Annotated in this window: 17 protein-coding genes; 8 read left to right on the top strand and 9 right to left on the bottom strand. The window is 58.7% G+C overall.

From position 1 onward, the window contains the following. Positions 1-12: 12 nt before the first annotated feature. The 6 genes from aqpZ to ACR3E6_RS15265 form a co-directional block, all read right to left on the bottom strand. Entirely contained in the window at positions 13-702 is a 690-nt protein-coding gene (gene aqpZ, locus ACR3E6_RS15290; protein ID WP_171167669.1) for an aquaporin Z, read from the bottom strand. Between the two features lie 112 nt (positions 703-814). After that, complete coding sequence (locus ACR3E6_RS15285) at positions 815-1,624, bottom strand: M90 family metallopeptidase (protein ID WP_171631725.1); 810 nt, start codon at positions 1,622-1,624, stop codon at positions 815-817. A gap of 121 nt (positions 1,625-1,745) precedes the next feature. Further along, positions 1,746-2,246 (bottom strand): bactofilin family protein, encoded by a 501-nt coding sequence (locus tag ACR3E6_RS15280; protein ID WP_117868644.1) that lies wholly within the window; start codon positions 2,244-2,246, stop codon positions 1,746-1,748. Then, positions 2,236-3,567, bottom strand: a complete 1,332-nt coding sequence (locus ACR3E6_RS15275) for a DUF5930 domain-containing protein (RefSeq protein ID WP_209832794.1) — start codon at positions 3,565-3,567, stop codon at positions 2,236-2,238. The genes ACR3E6_RS15280 and ACR3E6_RS15275 overlap by 11 nt, the downstream gene beginning before the upstream one ends. A 174-nt stretch (positions 3,568-3,741) precedes the next feature. Continuing rightward, positions 3,742-4,584 (bottom strand): ferritin-like domain-containing protein, encoded by an 843-nt coding sequence (locus ACR3E6_RS15270; RefSeq protein ID WP_171631731.1) that lies wholly within the window; start codon positions 4,582-4,584, stop codon positions 3,742-3,744. 60 nt (positions 4,585-4,644) lie between these two features. Further along, on the bottom strand, positions 4,645-5,106 hold the full coding sequence (locus tag ACR3E6_RS15265) for a peroxiredoxin (protein ID WP_171723075.1): 462 nt from the start codon (positions 5,104-5,106) through the stop codon (positions 4,645-4,647). A gap of 80 nt (positions 5,107-5,186) precedes the next feature. Here ACR3E6_RS15265 and ACR3E6_RS15260 point away from each other — a divergent pair, with 80 nt between their 5' ends. From ACR3E6_RS15260 to ACR3E6_RS15245, 4 genes are all read left to right on the top strand, one after another. Next, complete coding sequence (locus ACR3E6_RS15260) at positions 5,187-8,561, top strand: YhdP family protein (RefSeq protein WP_480487886.1); 3,375 nt, start codon at positions 5,187-5,189, stop codon at positions 8,559-8,561. A 42-nt stretch (positions 8,562-8,603) separates the two neighbouring features. Next, on the top strand, positions 8,604-9,650 hold the full coding sequence (gene queA, locus ACR3E6_RS15255; RefSeq protein WP_171723077.1) for a tRNA preQ1(34) S-adenosylmethionine ribosyltransferase-isomerase QueA: 1,047 nt from the start codon (positions 8,604-8,606) through the stop codon (positions 9,648-9,650). A 111-nt stretch (positions 9,651-9,761) separates the two neighbouring features. Continuing rightward, entirely contained in the window at positions 9,762-11,033 is a 1,272-nt protein-coding gene (locus ACR3E6_RS15250) for an MFS transporter (protein WP_171631739.1), read from the top strand. A gap of 109 nt (positions 11,034-11,142) precedes the next feature. Further along, on the top strand, positions 11,143-11,718 hold the full coding sequence (locus ACR3E6_RS15245; protein ID WP_171631742.1) for a DUF924 family protein: 576 nt from the start codon (positions 11,143-11,145) through the stop codon (positions 11,716-11,718). A gap of 46 nt (positions 11,719-11,764) precedes the next feature. On the opposite strand, the gene ACR3E6_RS15240 is transcribed toward ACR3E6_RS15245, so the two are convergent. Then, complete coding sequence (locus tag ACR3E6_RS15240) at positions 11,765-12,199, bottom strand: hypothetical protein (protein WP_480487883.1); 435 nt, start codon at positions 12,197-12,199, stop codon at positions 11,765-11,767. 213 nt (positions 12,200-12,412) lie between these two features. Between ACR3E6_RS15240 and lpdA the strand changes: the two genes are divergently transcribed. Further along, positions 12,413-13,807 (top strand): dihydrolipoyl dehydrogenase, encoded by a 1,395-nt coding sequence (gene lpdA, locus ACR3E6_RS15235; RefSeq protein WP_171723078.1) that lies wholly within the window; start codon positions 12,413-12,415, stop codon positions 13,805-13,807. 153 nt (positions 13,808-13,960) lie between these two features. Here lpdA and ACR3E6_RS15230 read toward each other — a convergent pair whose 3' ends face one another. Continuing rightward, positions 13,961-15,346 carry a dipeptidase gene (locus tag ACR3E6_RS15230; RefSeq protein ID WP_480487881.1) on the bottom strand — a complete coding sequence of 462 codons (1,386 nt, stop codon included), beginning with the start codon at positions 15,344-15,346 and terminating at the stop codon, positions 13,961-13,963. A gap of 325 nt (positions 15,347-15,671) precedes the next feature. Between ACR3E6_RS15230 and hemA the strand changes: the two genes are divergently transcribed. The 3 genes from hemA to ispG all read left to right on the top strand — a co-directional run bounded on the left by hemA (position 15,672) and on the right by ispG (position 19,423). Beyond that, a complete protein-coding gene (hemA, locus tag ACR3E6_RS15225; protein ID WP_152458284.1) occupies positions 15,672-16,895 on the top strand; it encodes a 5-aminolevulinate synthase in 1,224 nt (407 codons plus the stop codon). Between the two features lie 129 nt (positions 16,896-17,024). Beyond that, the gene (locus ACR3E6_RS15220) at positions 17,025-18,230 is read left to right on the top strand and encodes a helix-turn-helix domain-containing protein (RefSeq protein WP_171723080.1); all 1,206 of its coding nucleotides are present in this window, start codon (positions 17,025-17,027) and stop codon (positions 18,228-18,230) included. A gap of 71 nt (positions 18,231-18,301) precedes the next feature. Next, complete coding sequence (ispG, locus tag ACR3E6_RS15215) at positions 18,302-19,423, top strand: flavodoxin-dependent (E)-4-hydroxy-3-methylbut-2-enyl-diphosphate synthase (protein ID WP_171723081.1); 1,122 nt, start codon at positions 18,302-18,304, stop codon at positions 19,421-19,423. 18 nt (positions 19,424-19,441) lie between these two features. Here ispG and ACR3E6_RS15210 read toward each other — a convergent pair whose 3' ends face one another. Beyond that, complete coding sequence (locus tag ACR3E6_RS15210) at positions 19,442-20,512, bottom strand: agmatine deiminase family protein (RefSeq protein WP_480487878.1); 1,071 nt, start codon at positions 20,510-20,512, stop codon at positions 19,442-19,444. Positions 20,513-20,532: the final 20 nt, after the last annotated feature.

Genomic DNA, 20,532 nt, shown 5'->3' with positions numbered 1-20,532 from the left:
ATTGAACGAAACTCAATCGTCTTGTGACATCGCTTTCCAGATGACCGCACCGATCGCGCCGCCGATCAGCGGGGCCACCCAGAACAGCCACAGCTGTGACAGGGCAGGGCCGTCGGCAAACAGGGCGACGCCTGTGGACCGGGCCGGGTTGACCGAAGTGTTGGTGACCGGAATTGACACCAGGTGGATCAGGGTCAAGGCCAGACCAATTGCGATGGGGGCGAAACCGGCCGGCGCCTTGTCCGAGGTTGCACCCAGGATGATCAGGATGAAGAAAGCGGTCATCACGATCTCGATCACCAGAGCGGACATCAGAGAGTATCCGCCGGGTGAGGCCTCACCATATCCGTTGGACGCAAATCCCCCGACGCCGGCGAAGTCGGGCGCACCGCTGACGATCAGATACAGAACCACTGCGGCGGCTATGGCGCCGATGACCTGAGCGATCCAGTAGGGCAGCAGATCCTTTGCCGGAAACCGCCCGCCGATCATCAGACCAAGGCTGACCGCCGGATTGAAGTGCCCGCCCGAGATATGGCCAACCGTGTAAGCCATTGTCAGAACCGTCAGGCCGAAGGCGAAGGAAACGCCAAGCCACCCAATGCCGACATCTGCAACGCCCGCTGCCAATACGGCACTGCCGCAACCTCCGAGAACCAGCCAGAAGGTGCCGAAGAACTCGGCCAGTAGTTTTGATGACATGAAATTTCCTCCACAATGCAATGAGCTTAAGTGTAATTCATAAATTAACTTTTGTTAAATTGAGCCGAACGGGGAATTTTCCCGGCACCCGCGCACCAGGGGTCGCAAAGCCTTAGTGCCATTGAGAAGGATCCAGGTGAAACAGCTTGGACAGTTGCTTGTAAACCTCCGGGTCCGACCTGCGCAGGGCCTTTGGCCGCTCAAAGAACACTTCAACCGAAACGGCGAAAAACTCCTCGTGCCCTTCCGCGCCATAAGGGTCGATTACGGTTGGCTGCCCGGATTCAACGGCGCGTACATGCGCGTCATAGGCTGTCAGGAATGCGGATTCCCATTCTGAAAAGCTTTGGTCGTCGCTAAGTACGGGCACTCCGTTGGCCGACCCTGTCAGATCGTCGATCTGGTGTGCAAATTCGTGAAACACAACGTTTTGGCCGTCATGATCGTTCATGGCCCCGCGCTGGCTATGCGCCCAGGACAGGATCACCGGGCCGCGGTTCCAGCTTTCCCCTGTGCGCACGATTTCCCTCTCGGTGACGACATAGCCGCTGTGCCGGCTCTGTCTGGATTTGAATGCGCTGGGATAGATCAGGATGGTGGTCAGATTGTCATACCAGAGATCGGTATTCACAACCAGCAGACAGGCTTGCGCGGCGATGGACAGTTGCATGTCTTCGGAAACGTCCAGACCGTCACACCCGATGAATTCAACCTGATCCAGGAACAGGTTGATCTTGCCCTCCAGCTTTGCGCGCAGGCCTTGCGGCAGTTTCCGCAAGATCGGGACCTGAGCGTCGACAAGCTGCCGTTGCTTGTCAGTCAACGGCGCGGCCAACAGGGCGTGGCGCGCCTGTCGTTTGGACCAGAAGTAAAAGGCCAGACCTGCGGCGATCACCGCAGCAAGTGTCAGAAAAATCAACATGGCCCGACCCTAACGTGATCCCGGCGGGATCAAAACAGGTTTCCCGGATTCAGGCTGCGGTGCAAAAAAGAAACGCCTCGGGTCTCCCCGCGACGTTTCCGATCTGACCTGATGGGTCGAATTACTGCTTGACGTCTGCTGCCGGGTTCGATCCGGCTTTGGCGCTGCGGCCCGGATTCAGCGGATCGTCCTGCCGTTGTACGGATCCTTCGAAATGCGCTCCGCTTTCGATGGCGATGGTCTTGTGGATGATGTCGCCTTCGACACGTGCGGTCGATGTCAGACGCACCTTGAGACCACGTACGCGACCCACGATACGTCCGTTGATCACGACGTCATCTGCGGTGACTTCACCTTTGATCGTTGCCGACTCACCAATGGTCAGAAGGTGAGCGCGGATGTCGCCTTCGACTGTGCCTTCCACCTGTATGTCACCAGAGGTTTTGATATTGCCAGTGATGTGCAGATCCGAAGACAAAACCGACGCAGGCGGTTTGGGCTTGGGTGCAGTGGCAGGTTTCGACTCGGTCGGTGCAGGGGCCGCTGGGGTCGCCGGAGCGGCTGGTTTGGCCGCCTCGGGTGCCTTGGATGCGGGCTCGTTGATTTTGCTTTTAGAAAACATTTCTCGCAGCCTTGATGTAAGTCATTGGGTTTACGGGTTTTCCGTTCACGCGCACCTCATAGTGCAGATGCGTGCCGGTCGACCGTCCGGTGCTACCCATATCAGCAATATGATCCCCGCGCGAGACCCTTTGACCAACCTTCACGTTGATCTTGGTGTTATGAGCGTAAAGTGTCTCAATTCCGAATGCGTGCTTGATTTTCACAAGCCGTCCGAAACCGGATTGCCAGCCTGCGTGGGTAACGACGCCGTCTGCGGTCGCAAAGATATCCGTGCCTTGCGGCCCGGCAAAATCGACCCCGTTATGCATCCGGCGACCACCGGTTTTGGGGTCGCGCCGGCTGCCATAGCCGCTGGTAAAACGCACGGCCGAATGTACGGGATTGGCAAAGGGGGCCTTTTCCGCAGCAAGTCGGTAAAGGTTCAGCTGATCCATCTGTTTCAGCAATGTATTCGCGCGGGCTTCCTCGGCGGACAACTCGTCCACCTCACCGCGCGTGCTAAGGGATAAAGGGGTCAGCGGACCGCCCATACCGCTATATCCGCGCCGGACCTCTTCGATGATGCGGTCTGTTGGCATTCCCGCCTGACGGAACATCTTGTCCAGCGGCTCGACCGAGATCACCATGGCCTCTTCCAGCTGTCGGAAAATCTCGTCGCTGCGTTCCTGCATAAGGCGGATTTCCAGCTCAAGATCATCGCGCTGGTCCAGTGCCTCTCGGGCGTCGGCGGCGATCTGATCGCGTTCCTCGGCCGTGCGCGCCAGAGCATCCGTCATGAAGGCCATCTGTACCGGCGCGCTGGAGGCCGTTACGTACATGTCAGCCTTGCTGTTTTCCTGCTTCAGCGCCGCCAGTTCCTTCCGCGCATCTTCCCGCTGTTTCATGGTGGTGCGCAGCGTGGTCTGAATGACTTCGATCCCCGTCTCAAGTTCGCGACGGCGGTTTTCCGAAGCCAGCAGTTCGGACTGCATGGCGGATATCTGTTCCAGCGCGGCATTGAAACGATCCTGAGCGGCGAGCGCTTCCTGCGCACGGGCGTCGCGTTCTGCGGACAGGACATTCAATCGTTCCTGATAGGTTGCCTGGTCGCGTTTCGCCTGTTCCCGGAAGTTGCCCGAACCGATGCTGTCCATCAGCAGAATGGCAGTTGCTACCGCGGTCCATCCGACCATGACGGCAACACCGGCCACCGCGACCACCTGCGTTTCCGAGCTGAGACGGATAAAACGTGTATCTTTGTCAGACTTCAGAAAAACCCGGCGTTCCGGAAAGTACCGTTCAAATGCGGAGTGTATTTTTATTGCCAGACGTGTTCGCACGCGTCCTACCTCTCATCCCCAAGATCGGGACCGGTTGTGGGTGCCGGCCGCTCCTTGGGCCGACTGCATAAAGGGCAGGCAGCGTTCGGGCAAGTTTGTTGATCAGTCCGGCGCCAACTGCGTAGGAATCCCCCCAAAGATCGGCGGGAAATTGCCGAAAACAATCTTGAGGCGTCAGTTTGGGATTCCGCCGGGCGTGGGCAGGTCTTCGGTCAGCGGCCAGTAGAAATCGGGCGGCAACCCGGCCTCGGCCCGTTTTTCCTCGTTGAAGGGTGGTTTGAGGACGCCGTGGAAATACCGGCGTACCAATGCGTGAAACACATCCTTGGGGTCCGTGTTTTCACGGCCGCACAGGAAGTGAAACCACTTGGACCCATAAGCGACATGGCCGACTTCTTCGGCATAGATCACCTCAAGCGCCGCGATGGCCTGTTCAGACTTGGCCTTGCGAAAAATCTCGATCATGCCGGGGGTCACATCCAGACCACGCGCTTCGAGCACCATCGGCACGACCGCAAGCCGTCCCATCAGGTCGTCTGCGGTGTCCTCGGCCGCGCGCCACATTCCCGCATGGGCGGGCAAGGCGCCATAGTGGCTGCCCATCTGTTCCAGGCAATCGCAGACCATCTCGAAATGGCGCGATTCCTCTTCGGCGCATTTTACCCAATCGTCATAAAACCCGATCGGCATCGGCACATGGCCAAAGCGGGCAATGATATCCCAATGCAGATCGACGGCGTTCAGTTCGATATGCGCCACGGCGTGCAAAAGGGCGATGCGGCCCGCCTCGGTGCCCGGTTTGCGCTTTGGCACCTCGCGCGGAGACAGGAGTTCGGGCCGTTCCGGGCGCGCGGGTCGCAATGGGGGAGATGCCGTACCGATCTCGATCGGGGGCGCGTCGCCCTTGCGCGAGGCAAACCACGCTACGGCGTGCTGTTTGGACAGGGCGGTCTTTTCCCGACCTTCCGCCGTTGCAAGAACTTCGGTCGCCATCTGAGTCAGCGATTTGGACACCATTATTCTCCGCCTTGTTGATCCTGTGGCTCTTAAACCGGATGGCGACCGTGGTCGAGGACGTTACAGCGCGCGCACGGCTTCCAGCACCTCGTCCACGTGGCCGGGAACTTTGACCTTGCGCCAAACGCGGGCAATTTTGCCTTCGGGGTCGATGACAAAAGTCGAACGCTCGATCCCCATCGATTTGCGCCCGTACATGTTTTTTTCGACCCACACGCCGTAGTCTTCACAGACGGTCGAGCTCTCATCCGACAACAGCGGTGTGGTCAGCCCATGCTTGGCGACGAATTTGTCATGTTTGGCGACGCTGTCGCGCGAGATGCCGAAAACTTGTGCGCCCGCATCGGCAAAGGCCTGAAGTTGTTCCGAGAAACCGATGGATTCCTTGGTGCAGCCCGGCGTATCATCGCGGGGGTAGAAAAACAGAACCACGGTGCTACCGCGCAACGCCGAAAGCGTCACCTCGCCGCCGCCGTCGCGCGGCAAAGTGAAGTCAGGGGCGATGTCTGAAACGTCGGGCATTGGAAACTCCGCTAAAGGTTTTTAAAGGCTGCCTGATATCATAGGGCAACGCGTGCGGGTTGGAAGGCGTGGATAGCAATTTGAAGCAGCACGAAGACGGTGACGGAGCACGGCCCGTTAAGCCCGCGCGCCGTCGGTCTCGCCGTCGGGCCGCTGGTCTGTGGGCCATGCGCGGCACTTTCGTGCTGGTGTTGCTGGCGCTGTTCACCGGTTTCATGGTTGTCGGGCAAAGAATGCACGCACCCGTCTGGCTGCGGGACAGGGTCGAGGCGCGGCTTGAACAGGCATTGGGCGGGCTGCAAATCCGGTTTGGCGACGTGAGTTTCATCATTCACGAGGGATGGCGACCCCGTCTGCGTCTGACCGATGTGGCCATCAGCGACGCTGAGGGTCGGCAAATTGCGCAGGTGTCCGACATGCGCGCCAGTCTGGCGATGCGCCCCTTGTTGCGGGGGCACGTTCGTCCCAAAAGGATAATTCTAAGGGGTGCGCAGGTCGCCGTGACCCGAGACAAGGACGGGGCGCTGAGCCTTACGGTCGGGTCCGGCAGCGCACCGGTGCAGGAGGCCCCGAACCTGGCACAGCTTATCGAGGCTTCGGATCATGTCTTCCTGTCTCCGGCCCTGTCGGCGCTGACCTCGGTCGAGCTTGATGCGATCACACTGGATTATCGTGATCTTCGGCAGGAGCGGTCCTGGATTCTGGACGGTGGGCATATTCAAGCCAACCGAGCCGGCAACGAAGTGCGCTTGGCAACCGGGTTTTCGGTTCTGGCGGGGCGTGACTATGTCAGTGCCATCGAGGCCAATTATACAAGCGTTCTGGGCACACCTGCCGCACATTTCGGAATCTCGGTCACCGATCTTCCGGCCGAGGACATCGCGGGCCAAACGCCCGCACTTGCCTGGTTGCAGGTTCTGCGGGCCCCGATCTCGGGTGCCTTGCGCGGTGGTGTCGATGAAAACGGCGCGATAGGAACCTTGTACGCCACGCTGAATCTGGGGGCGGGGGCGGTGCAGCCAAACCCGGAAACACGCCCGGTTCCTTTCGAAGCAGCGCGCACCTATTTCACCTATGATCCCGAAGGCCAGATCCTGAATTTCAACGAAGTTTCGGTGGTCTCGGCCTGGGGTGAAGTACAGGCTGACGGAAAGGCGTTTCTGGAAGGTGTGGAAGATGGCGTGCTGGACAGCCTGTCTGCACAGTTGCGGCTGTCCGGTATCAACGTAAACCCGGCAAACCTGTTCCCGCAGCCTATTCAGCTTTCGCGGGCCAGCCTGGATTTCAAGATGGCCCTCAATCCGTTCCAGCTGAATCTGGGTCAGATGACCATAGAAGATCCGGGTCACACGGTGCGTGCCTTTGGTGTCCTGACCGGGCGGCCGGATGGTTGGGCCGTCAAGCTGGATGCCCATTTGGATCAGATGACCTCAGACAAGGTGCTCAGTTACTGGCCCGAACGTCTGGCCCCGAAACCGCGAGAGTGGGTGACCGAAAACCTGTACGAAGGGGTTCTGTCGGATATGGATTTTGCCCTGCGCCTGCTGCCCGGATCCAAACCCGATCTCTATCTGGATTTCGGGTTTGAAAAGGCGAAGGTCCGATTTGTCAAAACCCTGCCGCCGATCGAAAACGCTCAGGGTCAGGCCAGCTTGCTCAATCAACGCTTTACCGTCACTGCGCAGCAGGGCGTTGTGATTGCGGATGACGGCGGTGCTGTTGATGCGTCGGGGACGTCCTTCATCATACCCGATACGGATATCAAGAAATCCGCGCCGGCGATTGCGCGCATTCAGGCCAAAGGCAGCGTGACGGCCGCGTTGTCTTTGTTGGACCGGCCTCCGCTGGAATTGCTCAGCAAGGCGGGGTTACCCGTTGATGTGGCAAAAGGAACGGTGTCGCTTGCGGGAACCCTTTCCCTGCCCTTGAAAAAGGGTCTCAAGTTTGACGAGACCGAGTTCCATTTCGACGGAAGGTTGGCGAACCTGTTCAGTGACCGCTTGGTGCCCGGATTTGACATCAGTGCTGATCTTCTGGCCCTTTCTGGTGATCAGTCCGGCGTTCAGATTCAGGGGCAGGGGCAGTTCGGGGACGTACCGCTGACGGCGCTCTGGCGGCAGCCGATAGACGGCAAGTCTGAACAGCGAAGCACCCTGACCGGTCAGATCGAGCTGTCGCCGCGATTGATGGATGAGATCGGCGCCGGTCTGCCTCCGGGGATGCTGACCGGCAAAGGGATTGCAGATATCACGTTGGGGCTCGGCGCCGGGGTTGCCCCGAAATTGTCCGTCACGTCCGATTTGCAGGGTGTCGCGCTGGCCATACCCGAACTTGGTTGGAGAAAGGGGGCCAATTCGACCGGCTCTCTGACGGCCGAAGCGACTTTGGGGTCGCAGTTGAAGGTGGATAGCCTGCGCATAAATGCAGCGGGTTTGCGTACAACAGCCTCCATCACGTTTCGTGAAAACGGCGAATATGACCGGGTTCGCTTCACCTCTTTTGATCTGGGCGATTGGCTGGCGGTCCCGGCAGAGCTGATCGGGCGCGGAAACGCCATGCCGGATATCCGTGTGCTTGGCGGCGTCCTTGATATGGGCCGCGCGAATTTTGGCGAAAGCGGCGGATCGGGCGGCGGGGGCGGTGCCGGGCCGAAACTGGACGTGACGCTGGATCGCCTTCAGGTTACGGAAACCGTCGCGCTGACCGGGTTCCAGGGTGCCTTTCAGACGACCGGCGGAATACAAGGGAACTTCACCGCGCAGGTCAATGGTGGCGCGCCGGTCAGGGGGCAGGTCAGCCCCAGAGGGAACCGAAGTGCCGTTGACCTGACGTCGCAAGATGCGGGGTCCGTGCTGCGATCCGCCGGAGTACTGACACAGGCGCGGGGCGGAGAAATGACCCTCAAGCTCGAACCTGTGGCCGCAGCCGGCAGCTATGACGTGATACTGAGAATCACCAACACACGGATCACCGACGCCCCGGCCATGGCGGCCTTGCTGAATGCCATCAGTCTTGTGGGCCTGTTGGATGAAATGGCGGGGCAGGGTATCTTTTTTGCAGCAATCGATAGCCGGATGCGTGTCACCCCCACAGACATCAAAGTGCTCAGCGGCAGTGCCGTCGGCCCGTCGATGGGCCTGTCTTTTGATGGCACCATCGACACGGTGAACGGATTGCTGAACCTGCGCGGTGCGATCTCGCCCATATACCTGCTCAACGCAGTTGGCAGCGTGTTTACGCGCAAGGGTGAAGGCGTTTTTGGCTTCAACTACACTCTGACCGGCCCGCTTGCCTCGCCCAAAGTGTCGGTAAATCCGTTGTCCGGTCTCGCACCTCTGTTCCTGCGCGACCTGATGCGCGCCCCGGCCCCCAAAGTTCAGGATGGTCCGAACGCAGTGCCGCAGAAGCCGGATGAACCCAAACGCACATTCGGCTCATCCCCAAGTGACCGCTGACAGGATATGGCCGAATCTGATGCAGGGTTGTAAGGCGCGGGCATGAAACTCAGCGATTTTGATTTCCATCTGCCCGAAGACCTGATCGCCACGCGGCCGGCCAGCCCGCGTTCCTCTGCACGTCTGCTTGTGGCGCAGGGGGATGCAATCACGGACAACCATGTTTTCGACCTGCCCGATTTCCTGCGGCCCGGCGACCGGCTGGTGTTGAATGACACACGGGTTATTCCGGCGCGACTGAACGGCCGGCGTCACCGAGACAGCGCGCAGGGGCCGGTTTCCGCAGGGATCGAGGCCACTTTGCTGGATCCACAGGCCGATGGCACGTGGTCTGCGTTGATCAAGCCGCTCAAGAAGGTGAAGCTTGGGGAAGAGATTGTCTTCTCGGACGATCTCAGCGCCACGCTGGACAGGGTTGCGGATGGCCAGGCGCATCTGCGCTTCAATCTCAGCGGCGAGGATTTCGACGCGGCGCTGGATCAGGCCGGAGCAATGCCTTTGCCGCCCTACATCGCAGCCAAACGTCCGGCTGATGAACGGGACAAGACGGACTATCAGACCATCTGGGCAAATCATTCAGGCGCCGTGGCCGCCCCGACCGCATCGTTGCATTTCGATGAGGCGCTGATGCGGGCGCTGGCAAAACGGGGGGTAAGCTTCACGCATGTGACGCTTCATGTGGGGGCAGGGACTTTTCTTCCGGTCAAGGTTGAGGATGTCACAACACACAAGATGCATGCTGAATGGGGGCAGGTAAGCCCCGGCGCCGCCGCCGAGATACAGGCAACCAAGGTCGCCGGCGGGCGGGTGATCCCGGTAGGGACAACGGCTTTGCGCCTGATCGAAAGTGCGGCAAGGTCAGGAAAGATTGAACCCTGGGAAGGCGAAACGGATATCTTCATCTATCCCGGTTTTGAATTCCATGTCACTGACGCATTGATGACCAATTTTCATCTGCCGAAATCCACGTTGCTCATGCTGGTTTCGGCACTGATGGGACAGGATCGGATGCGCGATGTCTACGCGCATGCCATCGCCCGGAAATACCGGTTCTTTTCCTATGGCGACGCGTCGCTTTTGTTCCCTTGAGAGGCGCGGAAACAGTATCACGGATCGGGAATGTCGTAGACAAGCGCGACGCAGGCGGTCTTTGATCGCAGAACGACATTAAAAACAGGTTGGCATTAGTCGGAGGCCCCAATGATTCAGGTCCTTTCCAGCGCATGGGCGCTGCTGCTCGGCATGGGGTTGCTGATGGTCGGAAACGGCCTTCAGGGCACGATTCTGGGTGTGCGGGGTGAGATCGAAGGCTTTTCGACCTTCGAGATGTCTTTTGTCATGTCGGCTTATTTCCTGGGCTTTCTGGGCGGCTCACGCCTTGCGCCCGAGATGATCCGGCGTGTTGGCCACGTGCGGGTCTTTGCGGCCCTTGCGTCGTTCATTTCAGCCGTGATGATTATGTATCCCATGCTGACAAACCCGATCGCATGGATTCTGGGCCGGGTGGTGATCGGGTTCTGTTTTTCGGGCGTCTATGTCACCGCCGAAAGCTGGCTCAACAATGCGGCCAGCAACGAAAATCGCGGGCAGGCGCTGTCGCTCTATATGATCGTCCAGATGACGGGGATCATCAGTGCGCAGGCGCTTGTTCTTGTTGGTGACCCGGCCGGTTACGAGACTTTTGTGATCGCCTCAATCCTGGTTTCAGTGTCCTTCGCACCGATTTTGCTGTCAATCTCGCCCACACCGGCCTTTGATACCACCAAACCGATGACCCTGAAGAAACTACTGGAAACCTCGCCTCTGGGCTGCGTGGGCATGTTTCTTCTGGGGGGCGTGTTTTCGGCGCAGTTCGGCATGGCGGCGGTGTATGGCGCCCGGGCGGGGTTGTCGCTAGTTGAAATTTCGACCTTCGTTGCAGCATTTTATGTTGGTGCGGTGGTCTTGCAATACCCTTTGGGCTGGTTTTCTGATCGTATGGATCGCCGCTTTCTGATCCTGCTTGTAGCGCTCGCCGGCGCCGGTGGCGCAACGATCGCTATGATGATGGGCGGATCGTTTCCAATTCTGCTTGCTTCGGCTTTCCTGATCGGCGGTATGTCCAACCCGCTTTACTCCTTGCTGATTGCGCATGCGAATGACTTTCTGGATCACGAGGATATGGCGGCCGCATCCGGTGGGCTGGTATTCATCAACGGTCTGGGCGCGATTGCCGGGCCGGTGATCACCGGATGGCTGATGGGGGATGCCGTATTCGGGCCACCGGGCTTTTTTCTCTTTATTGCGGCACTGTTACTCGCAATGGCACTTTACGCCCTGTATCGGACGACGCAGCGGGCATCGATACCCGTGGACGAAACCGGCACAATGTCGACGCTGTATCCAACAGCTTCGCCAGTTGCGTTTGAAGTGGCACAGGAAGTCGCCATCGAAGCCGCCGAGGCCGAACAGGCTGAGCAGGAAGATGCCTAGGACACAGGATTATGTCGCAAGTGTTGCAATATGTTACTGTAACAGTTCTGCAAAACGGCCTTAAATGACGTTACGTCCAGACTACGGGCACAAGACGGAGTTTAAGGCAATGGTAACGCCTGAAGAAGTATTGAGTTTTTGGTTAGATGAGGTGGGTCCAAAGGGCTGGTACAGTGAGGATGAAGCGCTGGATTCAGAAATCCGCGCACGTTTTCAATCAACGTGGGAGGCTGCGGCCGAGGGCAAGTTTTCGCTCTGGCTGACCTATCCCAGCGGGTCACTGGCTTACATAATTTTGACGGACCAATTTCCACGCAACATGTTCCGCGGGCAAGCGCGTGCTTTCGCGACGGACCGAGCGGCCCTGGCGGCTGCCAAATGCGCGGTGGACAGAGGTTGGGACAAGAAGATCGATGAACCGGCCCGGCAGTTCTTTTACCTGCCGATGATGCATTCGGAAAATCTGTGTGATCAGGAACGCTGCGTGCGTCTGATCTGTCAGAACCTAAGCGGCGATACAAGCAATCTGCTGCACGCCCGTGCGCATCGTGAAGTGATCCGCAAGTTCGGTCGTTTCCCTTACCGGAACAAAGCACTGTCGCGCAGCTCAACCCCCCATGAAGTGGCTTACGTCGACATGGGCGGCTATGGCAGCACCGTACGACAACTGCAAGCGATGGCCTGAGATCGCAGATACATGTTGTGCGCCTCGGTTGTTCGCGCGGGGCGCTTCAGGATCCCGGCTCACATCCTTTGAACGCCAGGACGCGTTCGGATGCGATGTCTGCTCCGGTCTGTATGGCTTGGGCGATCAGAACCTCTGGTGTCTCTGCAAGTTCTGTGAATCGCTCCTGGGCAGATTGCAGCTTTTGTTCAACCGCGTTCAGGCGGCGCAATGTTGCCTGGATATTTTGAGCGGTTTGACTGTCCGTAACCTGGTTTTCCCTCATCAGCGTCGCCAAATCGTCACGCAACGCGGAAAGTTCGCCCCGAATGCCCTTCGCCTCATCCCGAAAAGGGGCAAGAACCTGTACGGCCGCTGAGAATTCTGCCGAGACGCTTTCGACTTTCGATGCCAGCTTCCAGCCTAAAAACAAGCAAAGCGCCACAAGTATCAAAGTTGCGTTAAGCAGAGCAAGCGCCAGATCTTTCAGTGTTTTGGCCATGGTAAACCCCTTGAATTCAATGTCTTCACGAATGTCCGAGCGGCGTCGGCAGTTCCGTTCTAGCCATAGCGCGGGCCGGGGTATAGGCTGAAATCCGCACATTCAGGCATGGTTTACCTTGCGTCTCATTTGTCGCGGGAAGGCGTGTTGATGCGTTTCTGGAAATAGTTTAATGGTAAACTAAATTTTCACCACCTGCGCCGAGAGGAACACATGGCTGCACAATCCTATGATCTGATCGTAATCGGAGCTGGCCCCGGTGGCTATGTCGCCGCCATCCGTGCGGCCCAGCTTGGTCTGAAAACCGTCGTGGTCGAGCGCGAGCACCTTGGTGGCATCTGCCTGAACTGGGGGTGCATTCCCACCAAGGCATTGCTGCGGTCCTCCGAAGTGTTCCATCTGATGGAACGCGCCAAGGATTTCGGATTGAAGGCCGACAAGATCGGTTACGATCTGGACGCGGTCGTCAAGAGGTCCCGTGGTGTTGCCGGGCAGCTTTCGGGCGGCATCGGCCATCTGCTGAAAAAGAACAAAGTCGCCGTGGTGATGGGTGAGGCAACAATCCCCGCAAAAGGCAAAGTCAGCGTCAAGACCGACAAGGGCACCGAAGAACTGACGGCCAAGAACATCATTCTTGCAACCGGCGCACGGGCCCGCGAACTGCCCGGTCTCGAGGCTGACGGCGATCTGGTCTGGACGTACAAGCACGCGCTGCAACCGCCCCGGATGCCAAAGAAACTGCTGGTCATCGGCTCCGGCGCGATCGGCATCGAATTTGCAAGTTTCTACAACACGCTGGGGGCCGACACGACGGTGGTCGAGGTGATGGACCGCGTGTTGCCCGTGGAGGATGCGGAAATCAGTGCCTTGGCCAAGAAAGCCTTCATCAAGCAAGGCATGACCATCATGGAAAAAGCCATGGTCAAGCAGTTGGATCGCGGCAAGGGCAAGGTCACCGCTCATATCGAGGTCAAGGGCAAGGTTGAAAAGCACGAGTTCGACACCGTTATCTCGGCTGTCGGGATTGTTGGGAATGTCGAAAACCTCGGGCTCGAGGCACTGGGCGTCAAGATCGACCGCACGCATGTGGTGACGGATGAATATTGCCGCACCGGCGTCGATGGCCTTTATGCGATCGGTGACATCGCGGGCGCGCCCTGGCTTGCACATAAAGCCAGCCACGAAGGTGTCATGGTTGCCGATCTGATCGCGGGCCAGCATGCGCATCCGGTCAAGCCCGAAAGCATCGCCGGATGTACCTATTGTCAGCCGCAGGTGGCCTCGGTGGGATATACCGAAGCCAAGGCCAAAGAGCTGGGTTACGACATCAAAGTCGGTCGCTTCCCCTTCATCGGCAACGGTAAGGCCATTGCTCTGGGCGAACCGGAAGGTCTGATCAAAACCGTGTTCGACGCCAAGACAGGCGAATTGCTGGGGGCCCATATGATCGGCGCGGAAGTCACGGAACTGATTCAGGGCTATGTGGTTGGGCGGCAGCTGGAGACCACCGAAGAAGACCTGATGAACACGGTCTTCCCGCACCCGACTCTGTCAGAAATGATGCATGAAAGCGTGTTGGATGCGTATGGTCGCGTGATCCATATGTAACGTCATACGCGTGTTGCGGTCGGGCAGGGGGCTCTGCCCCCGCCTTGCTGCGCGCGGCTCCCCCGGGATATTTTGTGCCAGATGAACAAGGGATCCTTTATTCATCTGGCGGCAAATATCCCGGAGCGCGAGGCAGAGCCTCGCTGAAATCCGTTACTGGTTCAAAGCATCCAGAATGCGGGCCCACGAACGGATGCCCTTGTGAAAGCTCTTGACGTCGTATTTCTCATTCGGCGAATGGATGGCGTCGTCCTCGTTGGCATAGCCGACCAGCATCGAATCCAGCCCCAGAACGGTATTGAAGTACCCGACGACGGGGATCGAGCCGCCCATGCCGGTAAACACCGCTTCGCGGTCCCACTCGTCCGACAGTGCTTTGCGCGCGGCTTCGAATTCCGGGCGATCGATATTCATGACCGAAGCGGGCGAACCTTCCAGATCGTTGTCCCAGACAACTTTTGCATCCGGGGACAGGCGATCCTCGACATGTTTGCGGATATTGCTGCGCAGCGCGTCGGGGTCCATGTCGCCGACCAGTCGGCACGTGATTTTACAATGCGCTTCCGAAGGGATAACGGTTTTCGAGCCTGCGCCATTGTATCCGCCCCAGAGCCCGTTCACCTCAAGTGTTGGGCGCGCCCATTGCTGTTCGAGCGTCGAATAGGCTTTTTCGCCGTGCGGCTGGGTGTAGCCGACCGAATTCAGATAATCCGCTTCATCGAAGCCGCAATTCTGCCACTGGAGCAGCTGGTCCTGGGGCACTTCATGAACGCCTTCATAGAAACCATCGACCGCGACACGCCCGGTTTCGTCATCATAGAATGAGGCAACGATTTTCGACAGCTCGCGCAGCGGGTTCAGCCCCGGGCCACCGTAATGGCCGGAGTGCAGATCGATGCGGGGCCCGATGATGGTGAACTCGTCCTTCAGCATGCCGCGCAGCTGCGCGGCAATCGACGGAACACCTCGCGATACCATGGATGTATCGCAAACCAGCGCCAGATCCGCTTTGAGTTCGGCCGCGTTTTCTTCGAGGAAGGGGACCAGAGAGGGTGAGCCGGATTCCTCTTCGCCTTCAAAGAAGAAGGTGATGCGGCAGGGCAGGGATCCGTGCACCGCTTTCCAGGCGCGGCAGGCTTCGACGAATGTCATCAACTGACCTTTGTCGTCCGATGCGCCGCGCCCGCGGATAACGGGGCCGTGCTCGGTATCTTCGATGGCGGGGTCGAACGGGTCGCGCGTCCAAAGGTTCAACGGATCGACAGGTTGCACATCATAATGGCCATAAAACAGGATATGGGGTGCATCCGAGTCCTCGCCCACATGGCCTACGACCATCGGGTGCCCCGGAGTTTCCCGTTTTTCTGCTGCAATTCCGATACTGTTGAGGTCGGCAACCAGCCAGTCGGCTGCACGGCTGACGTCGGCCTTGTACGCGGGATCGGTTGAGATCGAAGGGATGCGCAGCAGCTCCATCAGGCGGTCGATCGAGGTTTGCAGATCTTCGTCAATCCGGTTCAGCACGGTGTCTAGCGACATGGGGATCTCCTGCTTGTCAGTGTTCGGGCGAACCCTAGCAGCGTTGACAGCGCCGTCCAGAGCGGTTGATCTGAATTGTTCATGCAATCACGAGCCCGCGAATGACGTTGCGCGGGCTGCGTCGTTTCCACGCGTCCGATAGCCGGAACTCTACTTGCCGTGAGCATTGCAAACTTATATTTGATGCAAATCAAAGTTGGGTTCACCTGTTCGGCTGTAACCAGCTGAATAAAGTAACACAAAGCTGCTGATACAGGTTAAGCTGTGGGATGTGGCAGACTAATTGCCCAAGGGAAACCGGAAACGGGCATTCAAGGAGGGTCCGTTGGACTATACTGCTCAGCTCGATTCAGCGATTGCCAGGCTGCATGACGAAGGACGTTACCGGACCTTTATCGATATCGAACGTCGCAACGGTCATTTTCCGCACGCGGTGCGCACGCGCCCGGACGGCTCGCAGCAGAACATCACCGTATGGTGCGGCAATGACTATCTGGGCATGGGCCAGCACCCTGTTGTTCTGAACGCAATGCACGAGGCGGTCGAAGCCGCAGGTGCCGGGTCGGGCGGTACGCGCAACATCTCGGGGACAACGGTCTATCACAAACGGCTCGAGGCCGAGCTGGCAGATCTGCATGGCAAGGAAGCCGCGCTTTTGTTCACCAGCGCGTATATCGCCAACGACGCCACGCTCAGCACGCTGCCCAAGCTGTTTCCGGGGCTGATCATCTATTCTGACGCGCTGAACCATGCTTCGATGATAGAAGGGGTGCGCCGAAACGGCGGGGCCAAGCGCATCTTCCGTCATAACGACGTGGCGCATCTGCGCGAATTGCTTGAGGCGGACGATCCCGCCGCACCCAAGCTGATCGCCTTTGAATCTGTCTATTCGATGGACGGTGATTTTGGTCCGATCGAAGAAATCTGCGATCTGGCAGATGAGTTCGGCGCGCTGACCTATATCGACGAAGTGCACGCGGTGGGCATGTATGGCCCGCGCGGTGGCGGCGTGACCGAGCGTGACCGGCTGGCACATCGGATCGACATCATTAATGGCACTCTGGCCAAGGCCTATGGCGTCATGGGGGGCTATATCGCCGCCAGCGCAAAGATGTGCGATGCCGTGCGGTCTTATGCGCCGGGCTTTATCTTTACGACATCGTTGCCGCCGGCGGTTGCCGCAGGGGCTGCTGCATCCGTTGCGCACCTGAAGACCGCGTCTGAGCTGCGCGAGCAGCACCAGACTCAGGCGAAGATCCTCAAGCTGCGGCTGAAGGGAATGGGCCTTCCGCTGATCGACCACGGCAGCCATATCGTGCCTGTGATCGTCGGCAATCCGGTGCACACCAAGAAACTCAGCGATATGCTGCTGGACGATTATGGCATTTACGTGCAACCGATCAATTTCCCGACCGTCCCGCGCGGAACCGAGCGTCTGCGTTTTACCCCGTCTCCGGTGCATGGACCCGACGAAATGAACCGTCTGGTGCAGGCGATGGACGAACTTTGGTCACATTGTGCGCTAAATCGCGCCGAACTTGCCGGATAACCTAACGCCAAAGTGTGCAACGAGTTTGCCGCGTGTTAAGCTTACGCTAACAAAACGAGTAGACGAATCATTCTGGGAATGATTCGCCACTTACGCGAAATACGCGACAGGCAGAATGGGGCAGCAGGGATGATTGGGCGCAGATCTCAGCGCGAATCCGAAGAGGACGTAGATGTCAGACCAAAAGGGTTTGACGACTACGAAGTTCGCCTAGGCGACAAGATGCGCGGTGAACGCGCAACGATGGGCAAATCTCTTCTGGATGTTCAGCGCGAGCTGCGGATTAAAGCCAACTATATCGCTGCAATTGAGAACGCTGACCCTGATGCGTTTGATACACCCGGCTTTATCGCCGGGTATGTGCGTTCCTATGCGCGCTATCTGGGTATGAACCCTGATGAGACCTTCGCGTCTTTCTGCAAGGAAAGCGGATTTGAGGTTGCGCATGGCATGTCCGCAGAGGCCTCGGTGGTGCGGAAACCTTCGGGGGCTCTGCCTGCGCGCGGCCCGATGGGGCGGGATCCGTTCATTTCGCCCAATACGCCCTATATTCCGGGCAAGGAGTCTCTGGTCAGCCAGATTGAACCTCGCGCAATCGGCTCGTCGCTGGTTTTGATCGCGGTGATCGGTGGCATCGGCTATGGCGGTTGGTCTGTTTTGAACAAGATTCAGCAAGTTCAGGTCAGCCCGGTTGAACAGGCACCGGTGGTTCTGTCTGATCTGGATCCGCTGGATGCGGCGCGCAGCAACGTGTCAGATCATGTTGCGGAAGTGGCAAGCGCCGAAGCATTGGACCGTCTCTATCGTCCGCAGGCGCTGGATGTTCCGGTGCTGGTTGCGCGGGATGCTCCGATCTCCACGCTTGATCCGCGCGAGGTTGGAACCTTCCGCCCGCCCGAATTGCCGCAGTTCGAAGTGGCTGAACTGCACACGGTCGAAAAACCGGCCTTGCCGCAAGTGGTCGAACAGATCGATACCACGCTAAAGATCGTGGCGGTTGATCCGGCATGGATGCGCGTGACGGCTGCGGATGGCAGCGTCATTTTCGAAGGTACACTGGGAACCGTCGAGCAGGGCAGTGTATTCGAAGTGCCCCTGACGGAAGAACCGCCGACATTGCGTGCGGGCGCGTCGGGATCGGTATATTTCGCGATGAACGGTGAACATTACGGCCCGGCGGGTGCTCCGGGAACGGTCGCCAAGGGTGTCGTTCTGTCGAAAGACGCCGTGTCCGAGGCCTATGCCGTCGCCGATCTGGAGGCGGAACAGAACAGTGCGCTCAAGCAACTGGTGGCGGAACTGCAAACCGAGGCGACAGAAACGCCCGCCGAGTGATCTAGCCATTGCGATAACCCTGTTGCCGAACTATCTACAGTCGCAACTCAGGCAGACGCGGATCCGTCCTTATGTCCCTCAATCACGTGCGCCCATGGCGCGACATCTATCGTCGTAAATCCCGTCAAATCATGGTCGGCAACGTCCCCGTCGGTGGCGATGCACCCATTGCCGTTCAAACCATGACCAACACGCTGACCACCGATGTGGCGGCGACCGTGGCGCAGGTACAGGCGGCGGCCGAGGCTGGCGCTGACATCGTTCGCGTTTCGGTTCCTGATGAGGCGTCGTCCAAGGCATTGAAAGAGATCGTGCGCGAAAGCCCGGTGCCCATCGTTGCGGATATTCATTTCCACTATCGGCGCGGGATCGAGGCCGCCGAAGCAGGCGCTGCCTGTCTGCGCATCAATCCCGGCAATATCGGAGACGAAACCCGTGTAAAAGAAGTCATCCAGGCGGCGCGCGACCACAACTGCTCGATCCGCATCGGCGTGAACGCGGGCAGCCTGGAAAAGCACCTGCTTGAGAAATATGGCGAGCCGTGCCCCGAAGCGATGGTCGAAAGCGGGCTGGAACATATCCGCATCCTACAGGACAATGATTTTCACGAGTTCAAGATCAGCGTAAAGGCCAGCGACGTGTTCCTGTCGGCCGCGGCCTATCAGGGCATTGCCGAGGCGACGGATGCCCCCATCCATCTGGGCATTACCGAGGCCGGAGGGCTGGTCAGCGGCACGATCAAATCGGCCATCGGGCTAGGCAACCTGCTGTGGATGGGGATTGGCGACACGATCCGCGTCAGCCTGTCTGCTGACCCGGTGGAGGAGGTCAAGGTCGGGTTTGAAATCCTCAAATCCCTTGGCCTGCGTCATCGGGGTGTCAATATCATCTCGTGCCCATCCTGCGCGCGACAGGGTTTTGATGTCATCAAAACCGTCGAGGCGCTGGAACATCGCCTTGAACACATCAAGACGCCGATGTCCCTGTCGATCATCGGCTGCGTGGTCAACGGCCCGGGCGAAGCGCTGATGACCGATGTTGGTTTCACCGGCGGCGGTGCAGGGTCCGGCATGGTCTATCTGGCCGGCAAAGCCAGTCACAAAATGTCGAACGACCAGATGATCGATCACATCGTGGAAGAGGTCGAGAAAAAGGCGGCTGAACTGGATGCGGCGGCTGAAGCGGCCGAATAGCCTGTTTCTTCACGACATTTAAAAACCGGGCATCTGTTGTGTAGCGCAATGGATGCCGCCACCCAACTCTCCCAGCACATCCACGTCAAGCGTCACGACTTCACGCCCGGGGTGGTGTTTTGCAAGCGTTTCCGACGCGATCCTGTCTGTTTCCGAGTCTCCGAACCGGGCCGCAATCACACCGCCATTGCAGACGTAGTAATTGGCATAAGAGTCCACGAAATCCAGGTTTTCGACCCGGCGGATATGCGGCTCGGGTATCACGTCCATGTCGATGCCCGCGGCAATGAGACGATCATGGGTGTCCAACGCGGCCATGTGGAAAGGATCATCTTTGTGCGGTTCATCCGGCAAGTTGATGATGCCGCGACCGGGGCCGGTAAACCGGGCCAGACTGTCAATGTGATAGTCGGTGATGTCTTCGCCCCAGACACCTTCGGACCAGATCATGCGTTTGGCCCCAAAGGCCGCCAACAACCGGGCTTCGATCTCGTCCCGGGTGAGGCCGGGATTGCGGTTGTCATTCACCCACGAGCTTTCATGCGCCATAAGTGTCCCATGCCCATCCTGCTCGACGCCACCGGCTTCGCCGATCAGCCCGGTCGGCAACAGGGGCAGACCCAGCCTTTCGGCCACTCTGCCGGCAATTTTCGCATCATGTGCGTGAACCTGTTTTCCTCCCCACCCATTGAACTGGATCTGCTGGACCGCAAGCGCGCCACGGTCGTTGATCGCAAAGACCGGGCCTGCGTCCCGGCACCACAGATCTTCGGTCGGGACATCCCAGATCTCGACCGCCGCAGAAAGTCGTTTGCTGATATCTGCGTGATGTTCCGATCCGGCGAGCATTATGACGAGTTCAAAAGCAGAGATCGTGTTTGCGATTTCCGCAATGGTCCCCTGTACCATTTCCAGAAAAACGGGGTCGGGATAGACGGTTCGGCTGACCGGCCATTGCATGAACGTGCGATGATGCCGGGCGTCTTCGGCCGGCACGTGGAAGCCGGTCGCGGGCTGCGCAATAGACTGGCCAGAGAAACCCGTCATTCCCAAGGCTCCTCCGGCCACCAGAAATTCCCGCCGCTTCATGGCACGTTGCCGACAGATCC

The sequence above is a fragment of the Ruegeria sp. AL3 genome (assembly GCF_056536065.1).
The sequence above is the reverse complement of the archived record's forward strand: the minus strand, read 5'-3'. Positions and strand labels throughout refer to the sequence as shown.

Bases quoted from the DNA above. Each gene is read 5' to 3' on its own strand.
- ACR3E6_RS15245 (WP_171631742.1), top strand. From the start codon at position 11,143: ATGGTAACGCCTGAAGAAGTATTGAGTTTTTGGTTAGATGAGGTGGGT.
- ACR3E6_RS15210 (WP_480487878.1), bottom strand. From the start codon at position 20,512: ATGAAGCGGCGGGAATTTCTGGTGGCCGGAGGAGCCTTGGGAATGACG.
- ACR3E6_RS15270 (WP_171631731.1), bottom strand. From the start codon at position 4,584: ATGGTGTCCAAATCGCTGACTCAGATGGCGACCGAAGTTCTTGCAACG.
- ACR3E6_RS15265 (WP_171723075.1), bottom strand. From the start codon at position 5,106: ATGCCCGACGTTTCAGACATCGCCCCTGACTTCACTTTGCCGCGCGAC.
- ACR3E6_RS15280 (WP_117868644.1), bottom strand. From the start codon at position 2,246: ATGTTTTCTAAAAGCAAAATCAACGAGCCCGCATCCAAGGCACCCGAG.
- ACR3E6_RS15230 (WP_480487881.1), bottom strand. From the start codon at position 15,346: ATGTCGCTAGACACCGTGCTGAACCGGATTGACGAAGATCTGCAAACC.
- ispG (WP_171723081.1), top strand. From the start codon at position 18,302: ATGTCCCTCAATCACGTGCGCCCATGGCGCGACATCTATCGTCGTAAA.
- aqpZ (WP_171167669.1), bottom strand. From the start codon at position 702: ATGTCATCAAAACTACTGGCCGAGTTCTTCGGCACCTTCTGGCTGGTT.
- ACR3E6_RS15250 (WP_171631739.1), top strand. From the start codon at position 9,762: ATGATTCAGGTCCTTTCCAGCGCATGGGCGCTGCTGCTCGGCATGGGG.
- ACR3E6_RS15285 (WP_171631725.1), bottom strand. From the start codon at position 1,624: ATGTTGATTTTTCTGACACTTGCTGCGGTGATCGCCGCAGGTCTGGCC.
- ACR3E6_RS15220 (WP_171723080.1), top strand. From the start codon at position 17,025: ATGATTGGGCGCAGATCTCAGCGCGAATCCGAAGAGGACGTAGATGTC.
- queA (WP_171723077.1), top strand. From the start codon at position 8,604: ATGAAACTCAGCGATTTTGATTTCCATCTGCCCGAAGACCTGATCGCC.
- lpdA (WP_171723078.1), top strand. From the start codon at position 12,413: ATGGCTGCACAATCCTATGATCTGATCGTAATCGGAGCTGGCCCCGGT.
- ACR3E6_RS15240 (WP_480487883.1), bottom strand. From the start codon at position 12,199: ATGGCCAAAACACTGAAAGATCTGGCGCTTGCTCTGCTTAACGCAACT.